This window comes from Phycisphaerae bacterium (assembly GCA_019636475.1).
Lineage (GTDB): Bacteria > Planctomycetota > Phycisphaerae > UBA1845 > UTPLA1 > JADJRI01.
Genome location: JAHBXN010000013.1, coordinates 24,323 through 44,198 on the forward strand (window position 1 = coordinate 24,323; position 19,876 = coordinate 44,198).

4 protein-coding genes are annotated in these 19,876 nt (G+C 59.7%); all 4 read left to right on the forward strand.

Features of this window, described 5'->3' with window-relative positions; genetic code table 11:
• The first annotated feature begins 194 nt into the window (after nt 1-194).
• Complete coding sequence (locus tag KF841_15960; protein MBX3396852.1) at nt 195-3,722, forward strand: hypothetical protein; 3,528 nt, start codon at nt 195-197, stop codon at nt 3,720-3,722.
• A gap of 955 nt (nt 3,723-4,677) precedes the next feature.
• Nucleotides 4,678-12,726 (forward strand): lamin tail domain-containing protein, encoded by an 8,049-nt coding sequence (locus KF841_15965; protein ID MBX3396853.1) that lies wholly within the window; start codon nt 4,678-4,680, stop codon nt 12,724-12,726.
• A gap of 33 nt (nt 12,727-12,759) precedes the next feature.
• A complete protein-coding gene (locus KF841_15970) occupies nt 12,760-13,767 on the forward strand; it encodes a hypothetical protein (GenBank protein MBX3396854.1) in 1,008 nt (335 codons plus the stop codon).
• Entirely contained in the window at nt 13,736-19,822 is a 6,087-nt protein-coding gene (locus KF841_15975) for a DNRLRE domain-containing protein (protein ID MBX3396855.1), read from the forward strand. Before KF841_15970 ends, KF841_15975 begins: the two co-directional genes overlap by 32 nt.
• The last annotated feature ends 54 nt before the right edge of the window (nt 19,823-19,876 follow it).

Below are 19,876 nucleotides of genomic sequence, written 5' to 3' on the forward strand. Positions count from 1 at the left end.
GGCATATTCAATACGATCGATTCACGCCATTCATTCTTCCAGGTCGTTACCAGACGTCGTAATCCGGAAGGCCTGCGTATTCTCCCTATCCGTTGGCTTGGCTCGACTCCTTAATCGTATCTTCACAATACCTCTCGGCTTGATTCGAAGCCTTGGGCTCATAAGTGGGCAATTGATAGTGTTTGAGGCAACCAATGCAGAGGCAGTGGCACTTGGACGTGATTCGGGTCGGCGTTTTGCTGTTCACGGCGACCGCGGCGACCGCGCAGCAGCCCTGGCCGGCCGAGAACTATTCAGACGCGGTGAATCTGACCAGCGTCGAAGGCCCGGGGGCGAATGATTTTCACGTCAACCTCAGCGGCGTTTTCTGGAATCCAGTCACACGAAAGTTGTGGACGTGCCGAAACGGCGGGCCGGACGGATCGAAGTTCTGGGTCCTGAAGGAGGACGGCGCCGGCGGTTTCGAAGTGGATACGAAAAACGGAAACCGCGGAGAATGGACCAATTTCGGCGATCTTGAGGACCTCACACAGGCCGATCTGAATGAGGAGACCATCTACCTTATTGTAGAGGGTGAAGAGCGAATCAAGGAATTTGATGTCTCCACCTATGGCACGGCCGTGCTGCGAAACAACTGGAACACCTCTCCGCACCTGCCGCTGTCCGGCGGCTCGGGCGCCGAGGGCATCGTGTTCGTACCCGATTCGTACCTGACCGCGGCCGGTTTCGTTGATCCCAGCGGAAATCCACGCGTCAGCCAGAACGGAATGGGAGGGTTGATGTTCGTGGCCCACCAGAACGGTGGGCGCGTGTACGTGTTCGATCTGAATCGGACAAACAGCACTTTCACGTACGTCGGCTCCTATAAGACAAACTTCAGTGAGAGTTGCGCTCTGGCGCTGGATCGATCAGACGGTCTTCTCTACATCTTCCACGGCGCAAACCACAATCGGACGGAAGTGACGACGATGGCCTCGGTGCCGTCGGGCGGTGAGCGACAGTTTGTCACGGTCACGACCTACCTGCCGCCGACCGGTTCACCTGGCAACAGCAACATGGAGGGAATCGCAGTCGTCTCGAATTCTGATTGTTCGAACAACCGCCGCAGGTTCTTTCTCGCGATCGACGATGGCGGTGCGGATTCTCTGTTCATGTTCGAGCAGTTTCCCTGCACCCAATCGAATCCTGATGCGGACGGCGATGGTGTATTCGATGCGGACGATCAGTGTCCGAACACGCCGCCCGGCGCGACGGTAACTCCGAGCGGCTGCTCCTGCGCGCAGCTGGGGCAGACCGGACCGACGATTTCATCTCAGCCCTCTTCGGGGACTGTTTGCGCCGGCCAGACACGTCAGTTTTGCGTGGGCGCTTCAGGCACCGGAGCGCTGAGCTATCAATGGCAGAAAGACGGCGTCAACATAAGCGGTGCAACGGCCGCTTGTTACACCGCGAATGGAGCGGGCGTTTATCGGTGCGTCGTGACCGATCTTTGCGGCAGTTCAACCAGTAACTCCGCGACGCTGACCGTCAACAGCGCGCCGAGCATCGCCTCGAATCCGAATAGCGCGGCGATCTGCGCGGGTCAGACAACGCAACTCTGCGTGAGCGCATCGGGAAGCGGAACGCTGACTTATCAATGGCGACGAGATGGCACGAACATCAGCGGCGCCACATCGGCATGTTACACAACAGGCGCCGCGGGCAGTTACCAGTGTGTCGTGACGAACAGTTGCGGATCCGCGACGAGCGGTTCGGCAATCGTGACAGTGAATGCCGCGCCGTCGATTGATTCGCAGCCGGCGGGAGGCAGTGCGTGCAGCGGGCAGACCGTGCAACTCTGCGTGAACGCTTCGGGAACCGGGCCGATCACATATCAGTGGCAGTTGAACGGCTCTAACATTGGCGGCGCAACCTCGTCATGTTATTCCGCCGGGACGGCCGGTTCTTACCGGTGCGTCGCAACGAACGCATGCGGATCGACGACGAGCAACTCGGTCACGATCACCATCAATTCCGCGCCGTCCATCTCGACTCATCCGGCATCAGGAACGGTGTGTTCCGGTTCAACCCGGCAATTCTGTGTGACCGCGAGCGGCTCCCCAACGATGACATATCAATGGCAGCGGGATGGCGTCGATATCGCAGGCGCGACATCGTCGTGTTTTACAGCCGGACTGGCCGGCTCCTATCGTTGCGTCGTGACAAATGCCTGCGGCTCGGCCGTGAGCAATGCCGCAACTTTGACAGTAAACGGCGCTCCGGCGATTTCTTCGCAGCCGATCAGCGGAACCGCATGCAGCGGAAGCACCTTTCAATTCTGTGTGGCCGCCTTGGGCGCCGGACCTTTCACCTATCAATGGCAGCGCAACGGTGCCAACGTGAGCGGGGCCAATTCATCCTGCTACACAACCGGCACGGCCGGTTCGTATCGGTGTGTCGTCTCAAACAGTTGCGGCAGCACGGCGAGTAATTCCGCGAATCTCTCGATCGAAGCCACGATGCTCTGGTATCCGGACGCCGACGGAGATGGATTTGGTGCGGCCGGTGGAACAGCCCTCAGCGGTTGCACCCAGCCGCCCGGCTATGTTTCCAACAACCTCGACTGTGATGACGGGAACGCGAGTGTGAATCCGAACGCGTCTGACGTCTGCGGCGAAGATCGAAATTGCGATCGCGAGTTTCCGACCACCCGAACATGGTATCGCGACGCCGATGCGGACGGCTTCGGTGATTCTGGCACGACAGTCGTCGCCTGCGACCCGCCGAATGGCTATGTCGGCAACGCCGGCGACTGCGATGATTCAAATTCGATGGTCTATCCCGGAGCGACCGAGTTGTGTGATGGGCTGGACAATGACTGCAACCTCTTGGTGGACGATCTGGGTGATTCGGACGGCGACGGCATCCCGGATTGCGAGGATGCATGTTCGGGTACCGCGGCCGGCCTGGTTGTCGATTCAGACGGCTGCGCATGTGAGCAGTTGAGTCCCGGAGACGACGACGGCGACGGCGTCAGCAATTGCGAGGACGCCTGCCCGTTTACTGCGGCGGGCGCCGGCGTTGATGCTCAGGGCTGCTCATGTCGCCAGATCGATTCTGGCGATGAGGACGGCGACGGTGTCGATAATTGCGACGATCAGTGCCCCGGAACTGTTGGGGGCGCGACCGTCGATGCCAACGGCTGTTCGTGCACTCAGCTGGATCCGACCGACTCGGATTCTGACAGCGTACCCAATTGTGTTGACTTCTGCCCCGGAACCCCGCGTGGGGAGGCCGTCGACTCACGCGGCTGCTCGTGCAGTCAGAAGGGATCGGTGGACTCGGATTCCGACGGCGTCGATGACTGCAACGATCTGTGTCCTGGCACACGCTCTGGGATGATGGTGGATCTGAATGGCTGCTCGTGCATACAACTCGACTCGGGAGACAGCGACCGCGATGGTGTGCCCAATTGCTTCGACGAATGCCCGGGCACTGCAATTGGCGTCGTCGTAAATGATGATGGCTGCCCCGTCGGTGAACTGACAATTCCCGACGGCGGCGGAATTAGTCCGCTTCCTCCCGATAACTCGGGCGACTTATCCACAAGCCCGGAGCTTTCGATGCTTGGTGGATGCGGCGCGAGCAGCGCGACCTCGGCATCTGCGCTGATGCTCGCCATGCTGCTTTTTCCGTGGAAATCCTGCCGATCGCGATTTGAGAGAACAGGTCGTTGCGGTTGAATCGTCGGAGAAACGAAATCGCATTGTCACATCTGCGGCATCGAATCGATCGCCATTCGGCGAGTGCTGAGAAGATTGTGGAAAGGATCGCGATCGGTGTGCGAAAGTACACCGCCCCAGTTCTCAACATCCGTTAAGCTGCACCACGTAAACTGATGTAGACCGCAGTCGTATGTCAGTCGTCCTGCTACTGATTGAGACGCGCTGCGAGAAATTTACCCGCTGTATCGGGAATTCGCCCTAATTGCGCTGGTGCCCCTCAATAAAAATGAAGTCAGGAAGGCAGTTTGAATGGCACACGTGCGTCAGTTGTTTTGCGGCCTTTCACGCTGACATCCGATAACTGACAAGTTCTGCGCGGCAAAACTCTGCTGACGCTATTCGAAACTTCTGCTGATTCCGAACACGCCAATCGCCTTCTTTCTTTTACTTTTTATTAAGAGATCGATAAGATACGACTAACGTGGTGCCGGTGAACCGATCGTTTCGCGGCATCAAAATTGGCGGGCCGAGATGACATCTATGTGGCATCATAAATCACGAAGTTGGGAAAGTGGCGATCATGGCCGCCTGAATCTTGAGTGGGGGGTAGGGATTACATATTGCGGCGGCGTTGAAACGCCGAGAGCGAATACAGCATTTGGGCCAATGTGATAACTCAAATCTGACTACCGCGCGGTTCATTTGACCGCCAGTCGCAGTGCGTGCGACTTTGACAGCGGACGCATGGGCTTCGTCCGCCATGCAAAGACGGCGGAACGAGCGCCGGTCCGATTTGAGTTGTCCGATCTTTTTGGAAATACCTGAAGCATCGTGGCGCGGCGCCTGGTTGTGTGCAGATTGGCACAACCCGGCGGCGCGTGCGGATCGCGCGGCATGGATCCGCACGTCGTTCTAGCGGTCAGTCAAGGCGTCGGACGGCGCATCTCTGCCAGGGAAAAAAGGAACGAAGAAAATGTGCAGCAATAGGATTCTCGGGGCGGTTGTTTCAGTGATCTCAATCGCGATGACGAGTGTGCATGCATTCGCCGACATCCGAATTACTGAATATATGTACCAAGGACCGGACGGCGAGTTCGTCGAGTTGACGAATATCGGTGGGTCGGCCGTCGATATGACCGGCTGGAGTTTTGACGACAATTCGAATTTGCCCGGCTCGGTCTCCTTGTCAGCCTTTGGCTCAGTGGCTCCCGGCGAATCAGTCATTATCACGGAAAGTAGCGAGGCGGTATTTCGCGCGGCGTGGAACCTTGGTGCCGGTGTGAAGATCATTGGAGGATCGGGTGGCGCCGCCGGTCTCGGCCGCAACGATGCGATCAATGTCTGGGACGGTTCAAATACACTTATTGATCGTCTGCAGTACGGAGATCAGGACTTCCCAGGAAGCATCAGAACGCAGAATCCCAGCGGTTGGGTCTGCGCGGAGGGTGTTGGCTCAAATGATCCCTATCGATGGTTTCTCTCCGCCGTCGCGGACGCGCAGGGCTCTTTTGTTTCGACCGGCGGTGCGATTGGAAGTCCGGGAACCTATACGTCGGTTCCGTGTCCCAATGCGCCAATTCTCGACGATCGGCATCCACATCCGCAGTCCTCGGTGCCGTCACTTCCATCGGTAACCGTGACCTTCAGCGCTTCCGTGACCGGCGTAATCGCCGGCAATCTGACCGTGAATGGATCCGCTGCGACCAGTGTATCCGGCTCTGGCGCCGGGCCCTATGTGTTCACGGGTTATGCGGCGCCGGCGTCGGGTTCGGTCGCGATTTCGCTGGCATCCGGCGCGATCGTCAGCACGGTCGGCGCGATTCCGTTTGCAGGGGCCAATTGGACCGTCTCCGTCGGAATCTCGATTGTGATCAACGAGCTGCATTATCATCCTTCCGATGCAGCGGTCGGGCCTGCCGAAGACCCTGAGCGATTGCAGTTTGTTGAATTACTCAACAACGGCGCCAGCGCCGTCAATCTGTCGGGCTGGAGTTTCTCCGGCGTGACCTATGTGTTTCCGGCCGCGACGTCGATTGCGCCCGGTGAGTACATTCTGGTCGGCGCCGACGCAGCCTTCCTCCTCTCGACGATCCCCACCATTCCAGGCGGCACGCAGGTATTCACGCTGACCTCCGGAAATTTCAGCAATTCCGGCGAGAACATCAGTCTTCGCGATTCATCGATGAATGTGATCGACAGCGTGACCTATGCGGACGGCGGCAGTTGGCCTTCCACTCCGGATGGCGGCGGCCCTTCGCTGGAGTTGATCAACCCGTCCATGCCTAATCAGTTTGCAGGCGCCTGGCGGGCATCGGTCGGCATGAATGGCACGCCGGGCCAGCAGAATAGTCGATACGTCGCGCAGCCCGCGCCGATTATCGATTCACCATCGCACTCGCCGTCGATCCCCGCTCCCAATACGCCGGTCACGGTTCGCGTTCAGGTCATCGACGACGGCATCGTTCCTCCGGCGGTCACGCTGAACTATCGCCAGGACGCGGCCAGCCCCGGAGCGTACTCCACGGTCTCCATGCTCGACGACGGTCTTCATGGTGACGGCGAGGCCGACGACACGATTTACGGAGCGATACTCCCCGGATTGGCGAATAATGCCCAGTACGATTTCTTCATCACCGCATCGGACGGTAATTCGTTGTCGACCCATCCTCTGAACCATCCGTCGGCAAACCCCCTGTGCAGTTCGATCGGTTGCGACACGGATGTGATTCCGGATTGCGTCGTGTGCCAGACCCTTCTGTGCAAGTTCTCGGGCGAGACGCTTCCGACGGACGCTCCGGTTTACCACATTCTCGTTCGGCTGGCCGACAAGGCTGTTCAGGAGGCACTGGTCTGCAACACGAGTTCCACCGCGTTTGATCCTTGCAAGAAGGAATTTGACGCCACCTTCATCGATCAGAACGGAAACGTCTTTTACAATGCAACAGAACGCTATCGCGGTCAGAGCAGCATCACACTGTTTCCAAAGTCCTATCGCGTCGATTTTCCATCGAACAATCGGCTTCAATCCGTGCTGGGCTTTCCCGTGCGCAAGCTCGTGTTGAATGGGAATCAGCCCACGCGTCAGAAGCTGGGATTTGATATTTTCCGTAATGCCGGAGCGCCCGCGTCCAAATCCGAGTTTGTGCGCTTGCGCTACACAGGAATCAATTACGACACCACCTCGATCGGTTCGAATGGTTTCAACGGCCTCTATGCCTGCATCGAACAGCCTGACAGTGATTTTCTGGATTCTCAGAACAATCTCGTCGTTCCCAACCGTGGGACGACGTCTGATGGAAATCTCTATCGCGGCGAAAACACGGCGAATTTCGACTGGCGCGGATCCGATCCCGCGCCCTATCGCGTCAACATGTGGGGACGCAACGGATACTCAAAAGAAAATAACGAGACAGAGGACGTCTGGACCGATCTGATTCCGCTGCTCGATGCCATGAACAACTCGCCGGCCGCGAATTACGCGGCCAACGTCGCGGCACTACTGAACGAAGATGAGTGCCTTCAGTATTTTGCGATTCATAACATTCTCGCGAACAAAGAGGGCGGTATCTACCGCGACACCGGAGACGACTATTACCTGTATTTCAATCCGCCCGGCCATCCGGACGGTTACGACGCCCGGTTCATCACGTGGGATACCGACTCGGTCCTGATCGATTCCAATACCGAAACGATCTGGCGAACCGGCAATCAGAATAACACCATCGCAACGATCCGAAACTTCATCCGCCACAACGCGTTTGCTCCGATCTTCGTGAAGGAGATTTCGGATCGGATCAACACCGGGTCATTGTCGATTGCAAACTTCAACGCCCTGATCGATTCCTATCCTGATGGCGCATTCTTCACATCCGGCGGCAGCGCCAGCCAGCCTAGGACCCGGCAGCAGTTCAAGGACTGGTATGCCGCGCGCGTGGCATTCATTAATAACGAGATCATCGACAACCTGACGTTGACCGGCGTGCCCTCATCGCCGTATACCAATGCAAATCCCATCTTGAACCTGAGTGGTCAGCTCAATCAGGCCGGCACACACAACATCACCGTAAACGGCGTGCAGGCCGATTTCAGTGTGTTCGCTGGAACCTGGTCGTACGCTTACACGCTCTATCCCGGCATCAACAAGATCACCGTCAGGTCCTTCGATCGCGCCGGCGCGGAGATGCAGAGCATCACGAGCACGGTGCTCTACGAACCTCCGTTCGCAAATCCCGGGCTTCGACTCACCATGCCGACGCGCATGGTCGACAGCAAAACGCTCACGATTCGCGCCGACATTCTCGACGCTCTCGGAGGCATTAACTGGACAAACTGCAACCAGCTCGGCACCGTCAGTGCGACGCGCCTGTCGGATGGCAGCAACGTGCCGACTTCGATCACCGTATTCGAAACCCTGAACGCCGGGGCCGGCGGCGGTACGCCACCAGCCGACTCAATCCGGTTCTATAACGGCGTTGGTAGCGTCTCAATCACGCTGGATCAAGGCGCTGCAACGCCGCCCGGTGACATCCTCGTGACCGTCACCGTCGGGGCGATGAGCGCGTCCAGGATCGTCGAAGTCCTCGATGGCGATGAGCCCGGCCTGTTCAGAAATCTCTCAGGCGCGCTCTCCGGTGCCGATCTCACGTGGGGACCCGGCGACGGTGTCATTCACCTGACGGGAGATGTGACGGTGAATGGCGGCAATACACTGACCATTCTGCCCGGCACGCTAATCATGGTGGATTCAGGACCGGTCAACAACGGCGTCGCCATCAATGCGACAGGGGGCGGGCGTATCAGTGCTCCGGGCACGCGATCGGAGCCGGTTTTCTTCTTTCCAACGGCCGGCCCGGCGGCCATGGTTCTGCCGCAAAACGCTCAGAACAATGATCCTTCATGGCGTGGCATCTACCTGCAGGATAACGGGTCATCGACGTTTGCATTTACGATGCTCACGGGTGCGGGTAACGCGATCGTGTCGAGCCATCCTCGACCGCCGATTATTCGAACGCTCAATTCCCACAATCTGACCATGACTGACTGCGTTTTCGCGGACTGCCCGGGTATGGTCACCTCGGCACTCAGCGGCGCAAGCGGCACCTATGTGTTCCAGCGGTGCCTGTTCTCGCGCGTCGGCATCGGCGGTGAATGGCTCGGCACCGGCGTCAGTCTGACAATTGAGGACACTTGGTTCACCCGCATCGGCCGGGCGCCGGAACCCAATGGCGTCGATGGCGATATCCTTCACCTCGATCGGCCGGGTAATTCCTACAACATTCGACGCTGCATCATGACCGACTGCGGCGATGACGCGATCGATCACAGCACGGGCGCGCAGCCTGTGATTCAGAGTTGCATCATCTACGACCTGCGTGACAAGGTCGTGAGTCTCGACGGCAGTGCCGGCGGCACCATCACGATGACGAATTGTCTGATGTTTAGTGCGCCGGGAGGCGTGCGGTGCGCCGGCGAGGCGGCCATTCTGACAAACTGTACGCTTGGTACGAACACAAACGTAAATGGCCAGGCCTGCGCCGGCTCATCCATTCAAAAGTGCATCCTGTGGACGAATAGCGCAGACACCTGCTGCGGCGCGGTCGATTACACGATTGTCGGTAATCCGGGCCATCTCGGCTGTGGTGTCGGCAACCTCTCCACCAATCCGCTCTTCGTCAACACCAGTTGTAACTACAACCTGCAAGCCGGTTCGCCGGCGCTCACAGCCGGTCCGGGCGGCAGCCGCATTGGCTGGCTTGGCTTCCCCTTCCCGACGGGCGGTTGTGCCGAAAACACGGACTGTGATGACGGTGACGTCTGCACGACGGATGTCTGCAACAGCGGCGTCTGCGAGAATACGCCGATACCCGGCTGCTGTCACTTCAGCGGCGACTGCGACGACGGCAATCCATGCACGATTGATGCCTGCGATGCCAACTCTTGCAGCTTTACCCCGACTGATTGCAGCGACAACGACGCCTGCACGGTGGACTCATGTGATTCGGGCACGGGCTGTCAGCACGTCGCCGTCAATTGCGACGACAACAATCCATGCACCGTTGACACCTGCGATCCGCAGTTGGGTTGCGTGCATACACCTGTCCCCTGCCCGCAGGGCCAGTCCTGTAATCCCGTATCCGGGCAATGCGAGGCGGCGCCGGTCACATTGACCTTCCGTCAGGATGTCAACAGTTACGCCGGAACGCAGGACACATTCCTCCAGGAGGCGACGCCGACCGTGGTCAACGGCGCACTGGATCGCTGGGAATGGGACGCAAGCGATCCGGGCACAACCAATCAGCGGAACGTCGGCCTCATCCGATTCGACAACATCTTCGGACCCGGCGCCGCCCAGATTCCGCCGGGAGCGTCGATTCAGTCGGCGACGTTGACAGTCGTCGTGGTAGATGCCAGTGCGGGGTCGGCTGGAAGTGTTCACGAAAGCCTCGCGGATTGGGCCGAGGCGTCAGCGAATTGGAACAACTTCGGCGGCGAGCCCGGCGTTCAAGGCGACGAGACCGGCAGCCTGGTCGCCAGTGCTCCGACTGCACTCGGCTCGGCCAATATCAACGTCACGTCAAGTTTGCAGGCATGGATCAGCAATCCCTCGGCGAACTACGGATGGTTGTTCATCCCGAACGCGACGGACGGAGTCGAAGTGCATTCGAGCGAGGCCGCGGTGATTACGAATCGGCCGTTGCTGAGTGTGACATACACCTTGCCGTCTTGCGACGATCCTGGTGATTGCGATGATGGCGACCCATGCACCGACGATGCCTGCGTCAACAATCTCTGCGAGAATACACCGATCGACTGCGATGACAATGACGATTGCACCGCGGATACATGCGAAGGCGGCAACTGCGTTCACACGCCGATCAACGGCTGCTGCGAGTCCGCCGCCGAGTGCGACGACGGAAACGCCTGCACGACTGACAGCTGCGTCGGCGGCCTCTGTCAGAATACGCCGATCAGTTGTGACGACGGCGATCCATGCACCGAGGATACCTGCAACCCGCTGACCGGCTGTGAGCACACGCCCACAAACTGCGACGACGGGAATCTCTGCACAATCGACAGTTGCGACAGCGTCAACGGCTGCGAGCATGATCCGGTGACATGCCCGGTCGGCCAGGCCTGCAATCCAGCCAATGGACAATGCGAGGTCGCGCCTCAGACAGTCACCTTCCGCGACGGCCTGGACGGATACGCCGCCACGGCTGATACGTTCATCCGGCAGACCAACGTGAACCAGAACAACGGCAGTACCCCCGATTTGCGATGGGACACCGAGGAATCCGGAGCGAATACGCCGCAGTACACACTGATTCGCTTCGACGACATTTTCGGAAACCAGATCGGCCAGATTCCGCCGGGCGCCGTGATTACGAGCGCCACGCTGGGATACACCGTCGGCGGTGACACAAACGCGATCGGCGATCCGGGCAATCTGCACGAATGTCTCGTCGCTTGGAACGAAGCCACCGTTACCTACGCCAACTTCGGCGGCGACAGTGGCGTTCAGAGTGATGAGTATGCTCCATCCGTCGTCGCCGTGCTGACCGCGGCGACCACCTCCACTTTCTCCGTCAATGTGACGAGCAGTCTCTCGGCGTGGGCGGCGAATCCAGCCTCCAATCTTGGCTGGATCGTCGTGCCGACGGGCACCGACGGAGTGCAAGTCCGGTCAAGCGACTATGTCACGACGCCGACACAGCGCCCGACCCTCACCGTCACGTTCACACTGCCTTACGAGTGCTTGGACAACGGCGATTGCGACGACGGCCTGTTCTGCAACGGCGTGGAAACGTGCCTCAATAACGAGTGCGTCGACGGCACGAACCCGTGCCCGGGACAGGTGTGCGATGAGGACAACGACACCTGCGTCGAGTGTCTCGTAAACGGCGATTGCGGCCCGGGCCAGGCCTGCAATCCGGTCACCCATGAATGCGAAACGATACCGCTCGCCCCGGCGGTTGAGGCCGAGGGTGCCAGATATCTGGCAGTGACTCCGGCTGCCGGCGCCGATGCAATTGCGCTTCGCGTGCATTCAAATGCGCTGGGATGCCTGCCGCTCTATGCGGATGCGGCCGGATATCTGGGTGAGTCGCCGGTCTATCAAACGCCCGCGGCGTGGGGCACGATCCACGTCGGCGATCGTGAGATCATGCCGGGTATCTTGTATGAAGTCTATGCGGAGTCCGAGTCCGGGCTTTCGTCCACAACAGCCGGCTCCGCGACGACGCACGATTGGGGAAATGTCAATAACCAGAACGGCATTGACATCTACGACATCCTCTGCGTGCTCGATGGCTTCTCCGGCGATTTCAATGACTGCTCGCTCTACGCTGACGATCTCGCGGGTGAATTGGCCGACGTACACACGCCCAATCGACTCATCGATCTGCTCGACATCGCCTCGGTGCTCGATGCCTATAGCGGTCTTCTCTATGCCGATCCCGATCCATGTGCGGGCGGCGGCGGCCGAGGCGGACCGTCGGGACCGCAGTCCGGTCAACTGGCCACGTTGTCGATGTCGCTCCGGTCGGGCGGTGTGCTGGAGGATGGCACGCGAATCATCGATGTCTATGTCCAGGGGGCTGTCGATCTTCGCGGATATCAGCTCGGATTCGCCGTCTCCGGAGGGCAGTCCGGAAAGCTGAACGTCGTATCAATTGAAATGGATTCGACCCGGTCCGACTACGCCTTCGCCGGCTGGAGTGGATTCACGGCGATGGACATGTCACACCGTCGAATGGCAAATATCCTGCCAGGCGGTGGTGTCGAAGCCGTTGCACGACGCTATCTCGCCACGATTCGCGTTCGGCCGGGCCGACAGGCGTACGGTGTGTTCAACGTCACGCTGCTTCCCGGCGGCCGGACCTTCCTGATCGATTCCCAGACCCGATCGATTGAAGTCGGTGCGCTTCCCTCGTTCCCAATCAAGATCGCTCCCCCGTCGCCGACGCCCGTGGATACCGGCGGGATTAAGCCTTCGGGAATGGGTTCGGTCGAGCCGGGTTGATTCAGTATCGTCCGGGACAGTGAGCAATAGGTAATGATGATGCGGATTTTTGAATCAAAGGCTCAGGCAACCTTCGTCGGCGCAGCGATGATTGCGCTTGCGGCGGCAGCCCGGCCGATTCATGCCCATCCCGGAGCCCATCATGACATCGAGCGAGTCACAAAGCTCCTCGAGGCTCAGCCGGACGACGTCGAACGCCTGATCGAGCGGGCACATTTCTACCGATTGGATTATCAGCCGCAGGCCGCGCTCGCTGACTTGGCGCACGCCCGGAAACTGGCGCCCGATCGGCCGGACATACCTTTCCATGTTGGCATGGTGTACCTGGATCTGGCTCGCCACGCGGATGCGGATGCGGAGTTCTCAATAGCGATCAAGTCGGGATTGACGACCAGTCGCGCCCATGCCGCAAGGGCTCGCGCCCGAACGGCCATGAAGGACTTCGAACTGGCCTTGGCGGACTATGCGCGAGCCATCGAAATCGAGCCTTCGCTCGAGCTTTACGCGGAACGCGGCGCTCTGCATGTGCAACTCAATCGACTGGACGACGCGGCGGCCGGCTACCAGGAAGCGATTAAGCGGCTGGGGAACGCGCCGATTCTGTCGCAGACTCTCATCGACGTCGAGATCCGGCGAGGTCGATATGACGCGGCGCTGACCTTGATCGACGAAGAGTGCAATCGCGCGGCCCTCAAAGCCGATTGGCTGCTGCTGCGCGCGGATGTGCTCGATCGAGTCGGCCGAATCAAGGAGGCCGCCGATGCACGCGCGACGGCGCTGGCCGAAGTGAACCGGGTTCTTGCCCGTCGTCAGATAGGCGTGCATCTGGTTACACGCGGCCGAATCCTGTTGGCGATGGGCCGGCTGGCCGAGGCCCGGTGCGATGTCGAACTTGCGCTGAAGAAGTCACCGAATTATTCGGCGGCTCAGATCCTGCTGGACAAGCTGGTTCAAACCGAGAAGGCCCGATCATCCTCGCCGGCAAAGTCGGTGGATGGGCCTGCGAAACATGGGAAAGAAGATGAAAATGCGAATCGATAATCTGATTCGAACCGGAGGCGCTTTTGCCTTTTTGCTCGCCGCTGCCGTTCAGGCTTCTGCGGACACAGTGACATTCCGGGAGGGTGTTAATCTCACCGGCAGCGCGACGGTCTACAACGGAACGTCCGACACATACCTCCAGCAGAACCCCGCTTCGGTGAATACGAACAACGGCGCTGCCGCCGACTGGGGTTGGGATGGCGATGATCCATCGGGAACCGGCTACGACATCTACGGCCTGATTCGGTTCGACGACATATTCGGCAACGCGACAGGGCAGATTCCTCCAGGCCAGGAGATCACCGAGGCCACACTCTACCTGACGGTTTGGGACACCGGCGATGTCGGTTCCGTGCGGGAAGCCCTGATGCCGTGGACCGAGAGCTCGACTTTCGCGTCCTTTTGCGGCGCATCATGTGATGACGGCATCGAGTGGGGGCCGCAGGTCGCAACGGCCACTGCAACATCGGCAACTGAAATCGCAATCAACGTCACAGCCAGCGTGGCGGCATGGCAGGCGGGTGGTACGAATAATGGCTGGATTATTGTGCCCACCGGCAACGGCGGCGTCGATGTGCGATCGAGCGAATATGCGACGGTGTCGCAACGACCGCGCCTCGTGGTTCGATACGGTGAAGGCGGACCGACTATCGGCACACTGATTCGCCAGCCATACCTCCAGTTGGGCACGCCGACCAGTATGACGATCTGCTGGCGCTCTGATGTTCCGACGAATAGCCGCGTCAACTACGGCACCGTCCAGGGATCACTGACCAGCACGGCGGACGATCTGACGATCACGTCCGATCACGCAATTACGGTATCGAGTCTCACGCCGAATACGAAGTATTTCTACTCCGTTGGGTCGACGACCGGCGTGCAGGGTGGTGGCACCGCCGAACACTATTTTGTCACCTCCCCCGCGGGCGGGAGTTCGCAGCCTTTCCGAATCTGGGTTGTCGGCGACGGCGGAAATGGATCGTCGACGCAGGTCAGCGTAATGAACGCCATGCTGACGGCCGCCGGAGTGAATCGTCCGAATTTTGCGGTCCATGTCGGTGATATCGCCTACACGAGCGGAACGGACGAGGAATTCACGAACAACCACTTTGCACCCTATTCGCCTGTCTTGCGCAACACCGTTCTCTGGCCGACGCTGGGCAATCATGAGGGCGCTTCGACAACTTCCGGCGGCTGCTGGCCGCTCCCGTGTTCTCCAGGTCCAACGGTGGGTCCCTACTACAGCGCCATGGTTCTTCCGACCAATGGCCAGGCGGGCGGTGTGCCGTCCGGCACGGAGGCGTATTACTCATTTGATTACGCAAATGTGCATTTCATCTGCCTGAATTCATACGAAGTCAGCAGATCTCCTGCCGGCCCCATGGCCCAGTGGTTGCAGGCGGATCTGGCCGACACCACGAAGGAGTGGGTCGTCGCCTTCTGGCATCATCCGCCATATTCAAAGGGATCACACAACTCCGATACAGAGTCCGAACTCGTGGAGATGCGTCAGAACATCGTTCCGATTCTGGAAGCGGGCGGTGTCGACCTGGTCCTGTGCGGCCATTCGCACGCCTATGAGCGATCTTATTTGATCGACGGGTTCTATTCGACTCCGACCACTGTGCCGGGTGATGGCGAGATTCTCGACAACGGCGATGGCCGCCTCAGCGGCGACGGGGCATACCAGAAGCCGCCCGGAATCAGCGCGCGCGAAGGCGCGGTCTATGTCGTCGCGGGACACGGTGGGCAGAGCACGGGGGGATCGCTAAACCATCCTGTCATGTTCCATTCGGAGGCATCCTTTGGTTCCTGCCTTGTCGATGTGAACGGCAATGAACTTACTCTAAGAAACATCCGCATCGACGGACAAATCACTGACAACTTCACGATCATCAAAGGCGATCTGCCGCCACGCGTTGCGTCCGAATCTCCGCCAAAGGAGGCCGTCGTCAGTGCGCTGTCGAGTATTTCCGTGACTTTTGATCGCGCCGTGACCGGCGTGGATGCGGCCGATCTGACGGTCAATGGCTCACCCGCGTCCTCGCTTACGGTCAACAGCCCTTCGGAGTATGTGTTTGCCGGTTTCGCCGCGCCCGGCAACGGGGCGGTCGCCGTTGTCATCGCCCCGGGCGGAATTCTCGATGCCGGCAATCCGGCACTTGCATTCAACGGTGCGATGTGGGGCTACCACATTGACAATCAGCCGCCGGTTGTCGCATCGCGAACGCCCGCAGCAGGGGCGACCGTGGCTGTCCTGCCCAGCATCACGGTGCACTTCAGCAAGCCCGTAACCGGGGTGACGGCCGACGACCTGCGGGTCAATGGGTCACCCGCGACCTCGCTCGTGGGCGTGCAGAACACGGCCGGTCCATTCATCTTCAGCGGCTATGCCGTTCCTCCCGCGGGGCCGGTGAACGTGGAACTCCTTGCCGATTCGATCGTGGACGACATTTCGCAGCAGTTCGCCGGCGCAAACTGGTCTTACACGCTGAAGCAGGGCCTTGTTATCAACGAGTTTCTCGCGTCCAACAATACGGTCAATGCCGATCCGAACGGCGAATTCGAGGACTGGATCGAGATCTACAATCCCGGCACGACGACGGTCGACATGTCGGGCATGTACCTCTCCGATAATCTTGGATTTCCGTCGCAGTATAAAATCCCCGATGGCGTGACCATCGGTCCCGGCGCCTATCTCGTTTTCTGGTGCGACTCGACGCCTTCGCAGGGACCGCTGCATACCAACTTCAACATCAGCAGGACCGGCGAGGAACTTGGACTCTTCGATACGGCCGCCAATGGCTTCGCGTTTATTGACGGCTTCGCGTTCGGTGTTCAGACAACGGACATCAGTTCCGGTCGTTATCCGAATGGATTCGGCGATATCGTTGTTCTGGCGTCGCCATCGCCCGGCGCGTCGAACGGCGGCGAGCCAGCGACGATTGATCCGCTTCCGATTCTCGTCGGCGAAACCTGGAAATATTTCAAGGGCACGGCTGAACCAAGTCCGGGAAATCTCGCAGCGTGGCGACAGATCGCATTCGATGATTCGAGCTGGTCTGTCGGACCGACCGGCATTGGCTACACAGATTGTTCACCGGCGACCGTGCTCAACGACATGATCAATACCTACGCCAGTGTCTATCTGCGCAAAGCCTTTACCGTCGCAAGCCCGCAGCAAGTCACGTCCTTGACACTGACGATGGACTATGACGACGGATTTGTTGCGTACCTGAATGGCGTGGAGGTCGCACGGCAGCATGTAACGGGATCGCCTCCAGCATACAATACGCTCGCCTCACCGCCGGGCGGAAATCACGAGTGCGGCACGGCTGAGGTTTTCGATATCAGCGCGTTCATCCCGGCTCTGGTTTCTGGAACAAACGTTCTTGCGATTCAGGGCCACAATGCGACCCTCGCAAGCTCGGATTTTGTGCTGATTCCGACGCTCTCCAGCACCGAACTGCAGTGTTCCCAGCCATCGGAATGCGATGATGGCAACCCTTGCACGATCGATTCATGCAATAACGGCGTTTGCGTCAACACGCCGGAGATCTGCCCGCCGGGGCAGGCCTGCAATCCGTCCAACGGCCAATGCGAGACGGCGCCGCAGACTCTCACCTTCCGCGACGGTCTGAGCGGCTACTCCTCGACGGCCGACACGTTTATTCGCCAGACGAATGTAAACCAGAACAACGGTTCAACGCAGGACCTGAGGTGGGACACCGAAGAGTCCGGCGCCAATACGCCGCAATACGCCCTGATCCGTTTCGACGACATTTTCGGCGGCGGCCCCGGTCAGATCCCGCCCGGAGCGACTGTTACGAACGCGACGCTGACCTACACCGTCGGCGGCGATACCAATGCGCCGGGCAATCCGGCCGGTCTGCATGAGTGCCTCGTCTCGTGGAATGAATCGACGGTGACGTACGCCAACTTCGGCGGTGACAGCGGCGTACAGAGTGACGAGTACGCGGCACCGACTGTTGCTACGTTGACGGCTCCTTCGGCGGCGACATTCACGGTGAATGTGACGAGCAGCCTCGCTGCGTGGAGTGCCAATCCCTCCGCCAATCTCGGATGGATTGCCGTCCCGTCCGGCACCGATGGCGTACAGGTGCGGTCAAGCGACTATACGACGACACCGAGCCAGCGGCCGACTCTCGAAGTGACCTTCATGGTCGCGACGAATTGCGACGACGATCTGGACTGCGAAGACGGCGATCCGTGCACCGTGGATGAATGTGTCGGTAGCGTATGTGTCAATACTCCGATTCCGGGTTGCTGCGACGAAGTCGCCGACTGCGACGACGGCAACGCATGCACCATCGATGCCTGCGAAGCCGGCGCCTGCGTGCACACGCCGGTTTCCTGCGGTTCTGGTCTGGTTTGCAACCCGCAGAACGGTCTGTGCGAACCGCCCGCACCCATCGTGGTGACGTTCCAGCAGGGCGTCGGCGGCTATGTGTTGTCGCGGGATACGTTCCTGAATGCGAACGCCGTCACGACAAGCAATGCGACGGTCACGCCGCTCATCATCGATGGCGGACCACCGGCAACGGATGAACGACATGCACTGCTGCGATTTGACGGGATTTTCGGCAACGGAGTCGGACAGGTGCCGCCGGGCGCGACGATTGAGTCCGCCACGTTGACGATCAATGTGACCAATGAGAGCACGACGGGTGCGAGCCTGCATCGGATGATCGGAACGTGGGAGGACTCGGCGACGTGGAGTTCCATGATTGGCGGCGTACAGGCGGACGGCATCGAGGCTGAAATCGTCGCCGACGTCAGCGGCGCCAGCGGCCTGGGAACGTATATGCTCGATGTCACCGCCAGTATCGAGGCATGGTCGGCCGGCGCGATCAACCGAGGCTGGGCATTTCTGCCCCTGGGCACGGATTCCTGGCAGTTCAGTTCAGCGGAGGCGACGACCGTGGGTCAGCGGCCGCTGCTGACCATCACCTATTCAGAAACGCCGGTCTCCGTCTGCGGCAATGGCACGCTTGAACCGGGGGAAGATTGCGACGACGGCGCTGGTAATTCCGATACCGATCCGGACGCGTGCCGCACCGATTGCACATCGCCCATGTGCGGCGATGGGGTCGTCGACTCCGGTGAAGCATGCGATGATGGTAATCTCGTCTCGCAGGACGGTTGCGAGCCCGACTGCACCCTCTCCCCGACTTTGACTATTCACCTGAGCATCGACGGTTTGATCGGCGATGGCGGTGGCGCGCCGTATGGCGTGACCGCGGCGCATCCGGACGGAAGTCAGCTTGATCGTTCAATCGAGCTCGTGCTTTCGCGCTGCACGCCACCAGCCGACGTTCGCAATGTTACGGTCACTTTCAGTCCGTCGGGACCAAATGGTGTGGGATCGGCCGTCCTGACGGGTCTCGGCATCGACGAATCCATCGCATGGGTCAGCGCCCGCGAGGGTCACACACTTCGCACCCTGCGGGCCGTCACGTGGGTCAATGGCGAAGCCGTGGTCGAAATGCCGTTGCGCTCCGGTGACTTCCAGACCTCCGTCGCGCAGCAGGACGGCATCGTTGATATCGTCGATTTCTCAATTCTGTCAGCCCGATGGAATCAGTCGATCGACGCGTCGTCTGCGCTTGGCGCAGACGCCACGGGTGACGGCGACCAGTCAACGGCCGATTTCCAGGCCATTCAGGTCAATTTCTTCGCGACCAGCGATGCGCCGGACGGCTGTGGAAACGGCATCATCGATGACAGTCCCTTGCCTGACGAGCCGGTCGGACGGCCTTCGGACCGGCCGATCAAGGGCGAGTTCGGCGTGAATGCGGATGTCATCAATGCGGCATCCGGACTCGGAGTGAAGTCAGCCCGTCGCAGCATCAGCGTTGCGGAATTGAGCCTCCGAATCGGCAATGCGTCGAAGGCCGATCTGAATGGTGACGGCGTGGTGGATGTGAAAGACGTTCGTGCATTCGCGAACCGGCACCGTCTGCCGCTTTCGCAGAGGGTCATCGAAGAGCTGGAAGCAAGAACAAATGCATCTGACGGCGCGTTGAGGCCGTGAGACCTCGGGGTGGGAATAGGTTGGAGTATGGCGTGAATTGATGAATTCGGACCC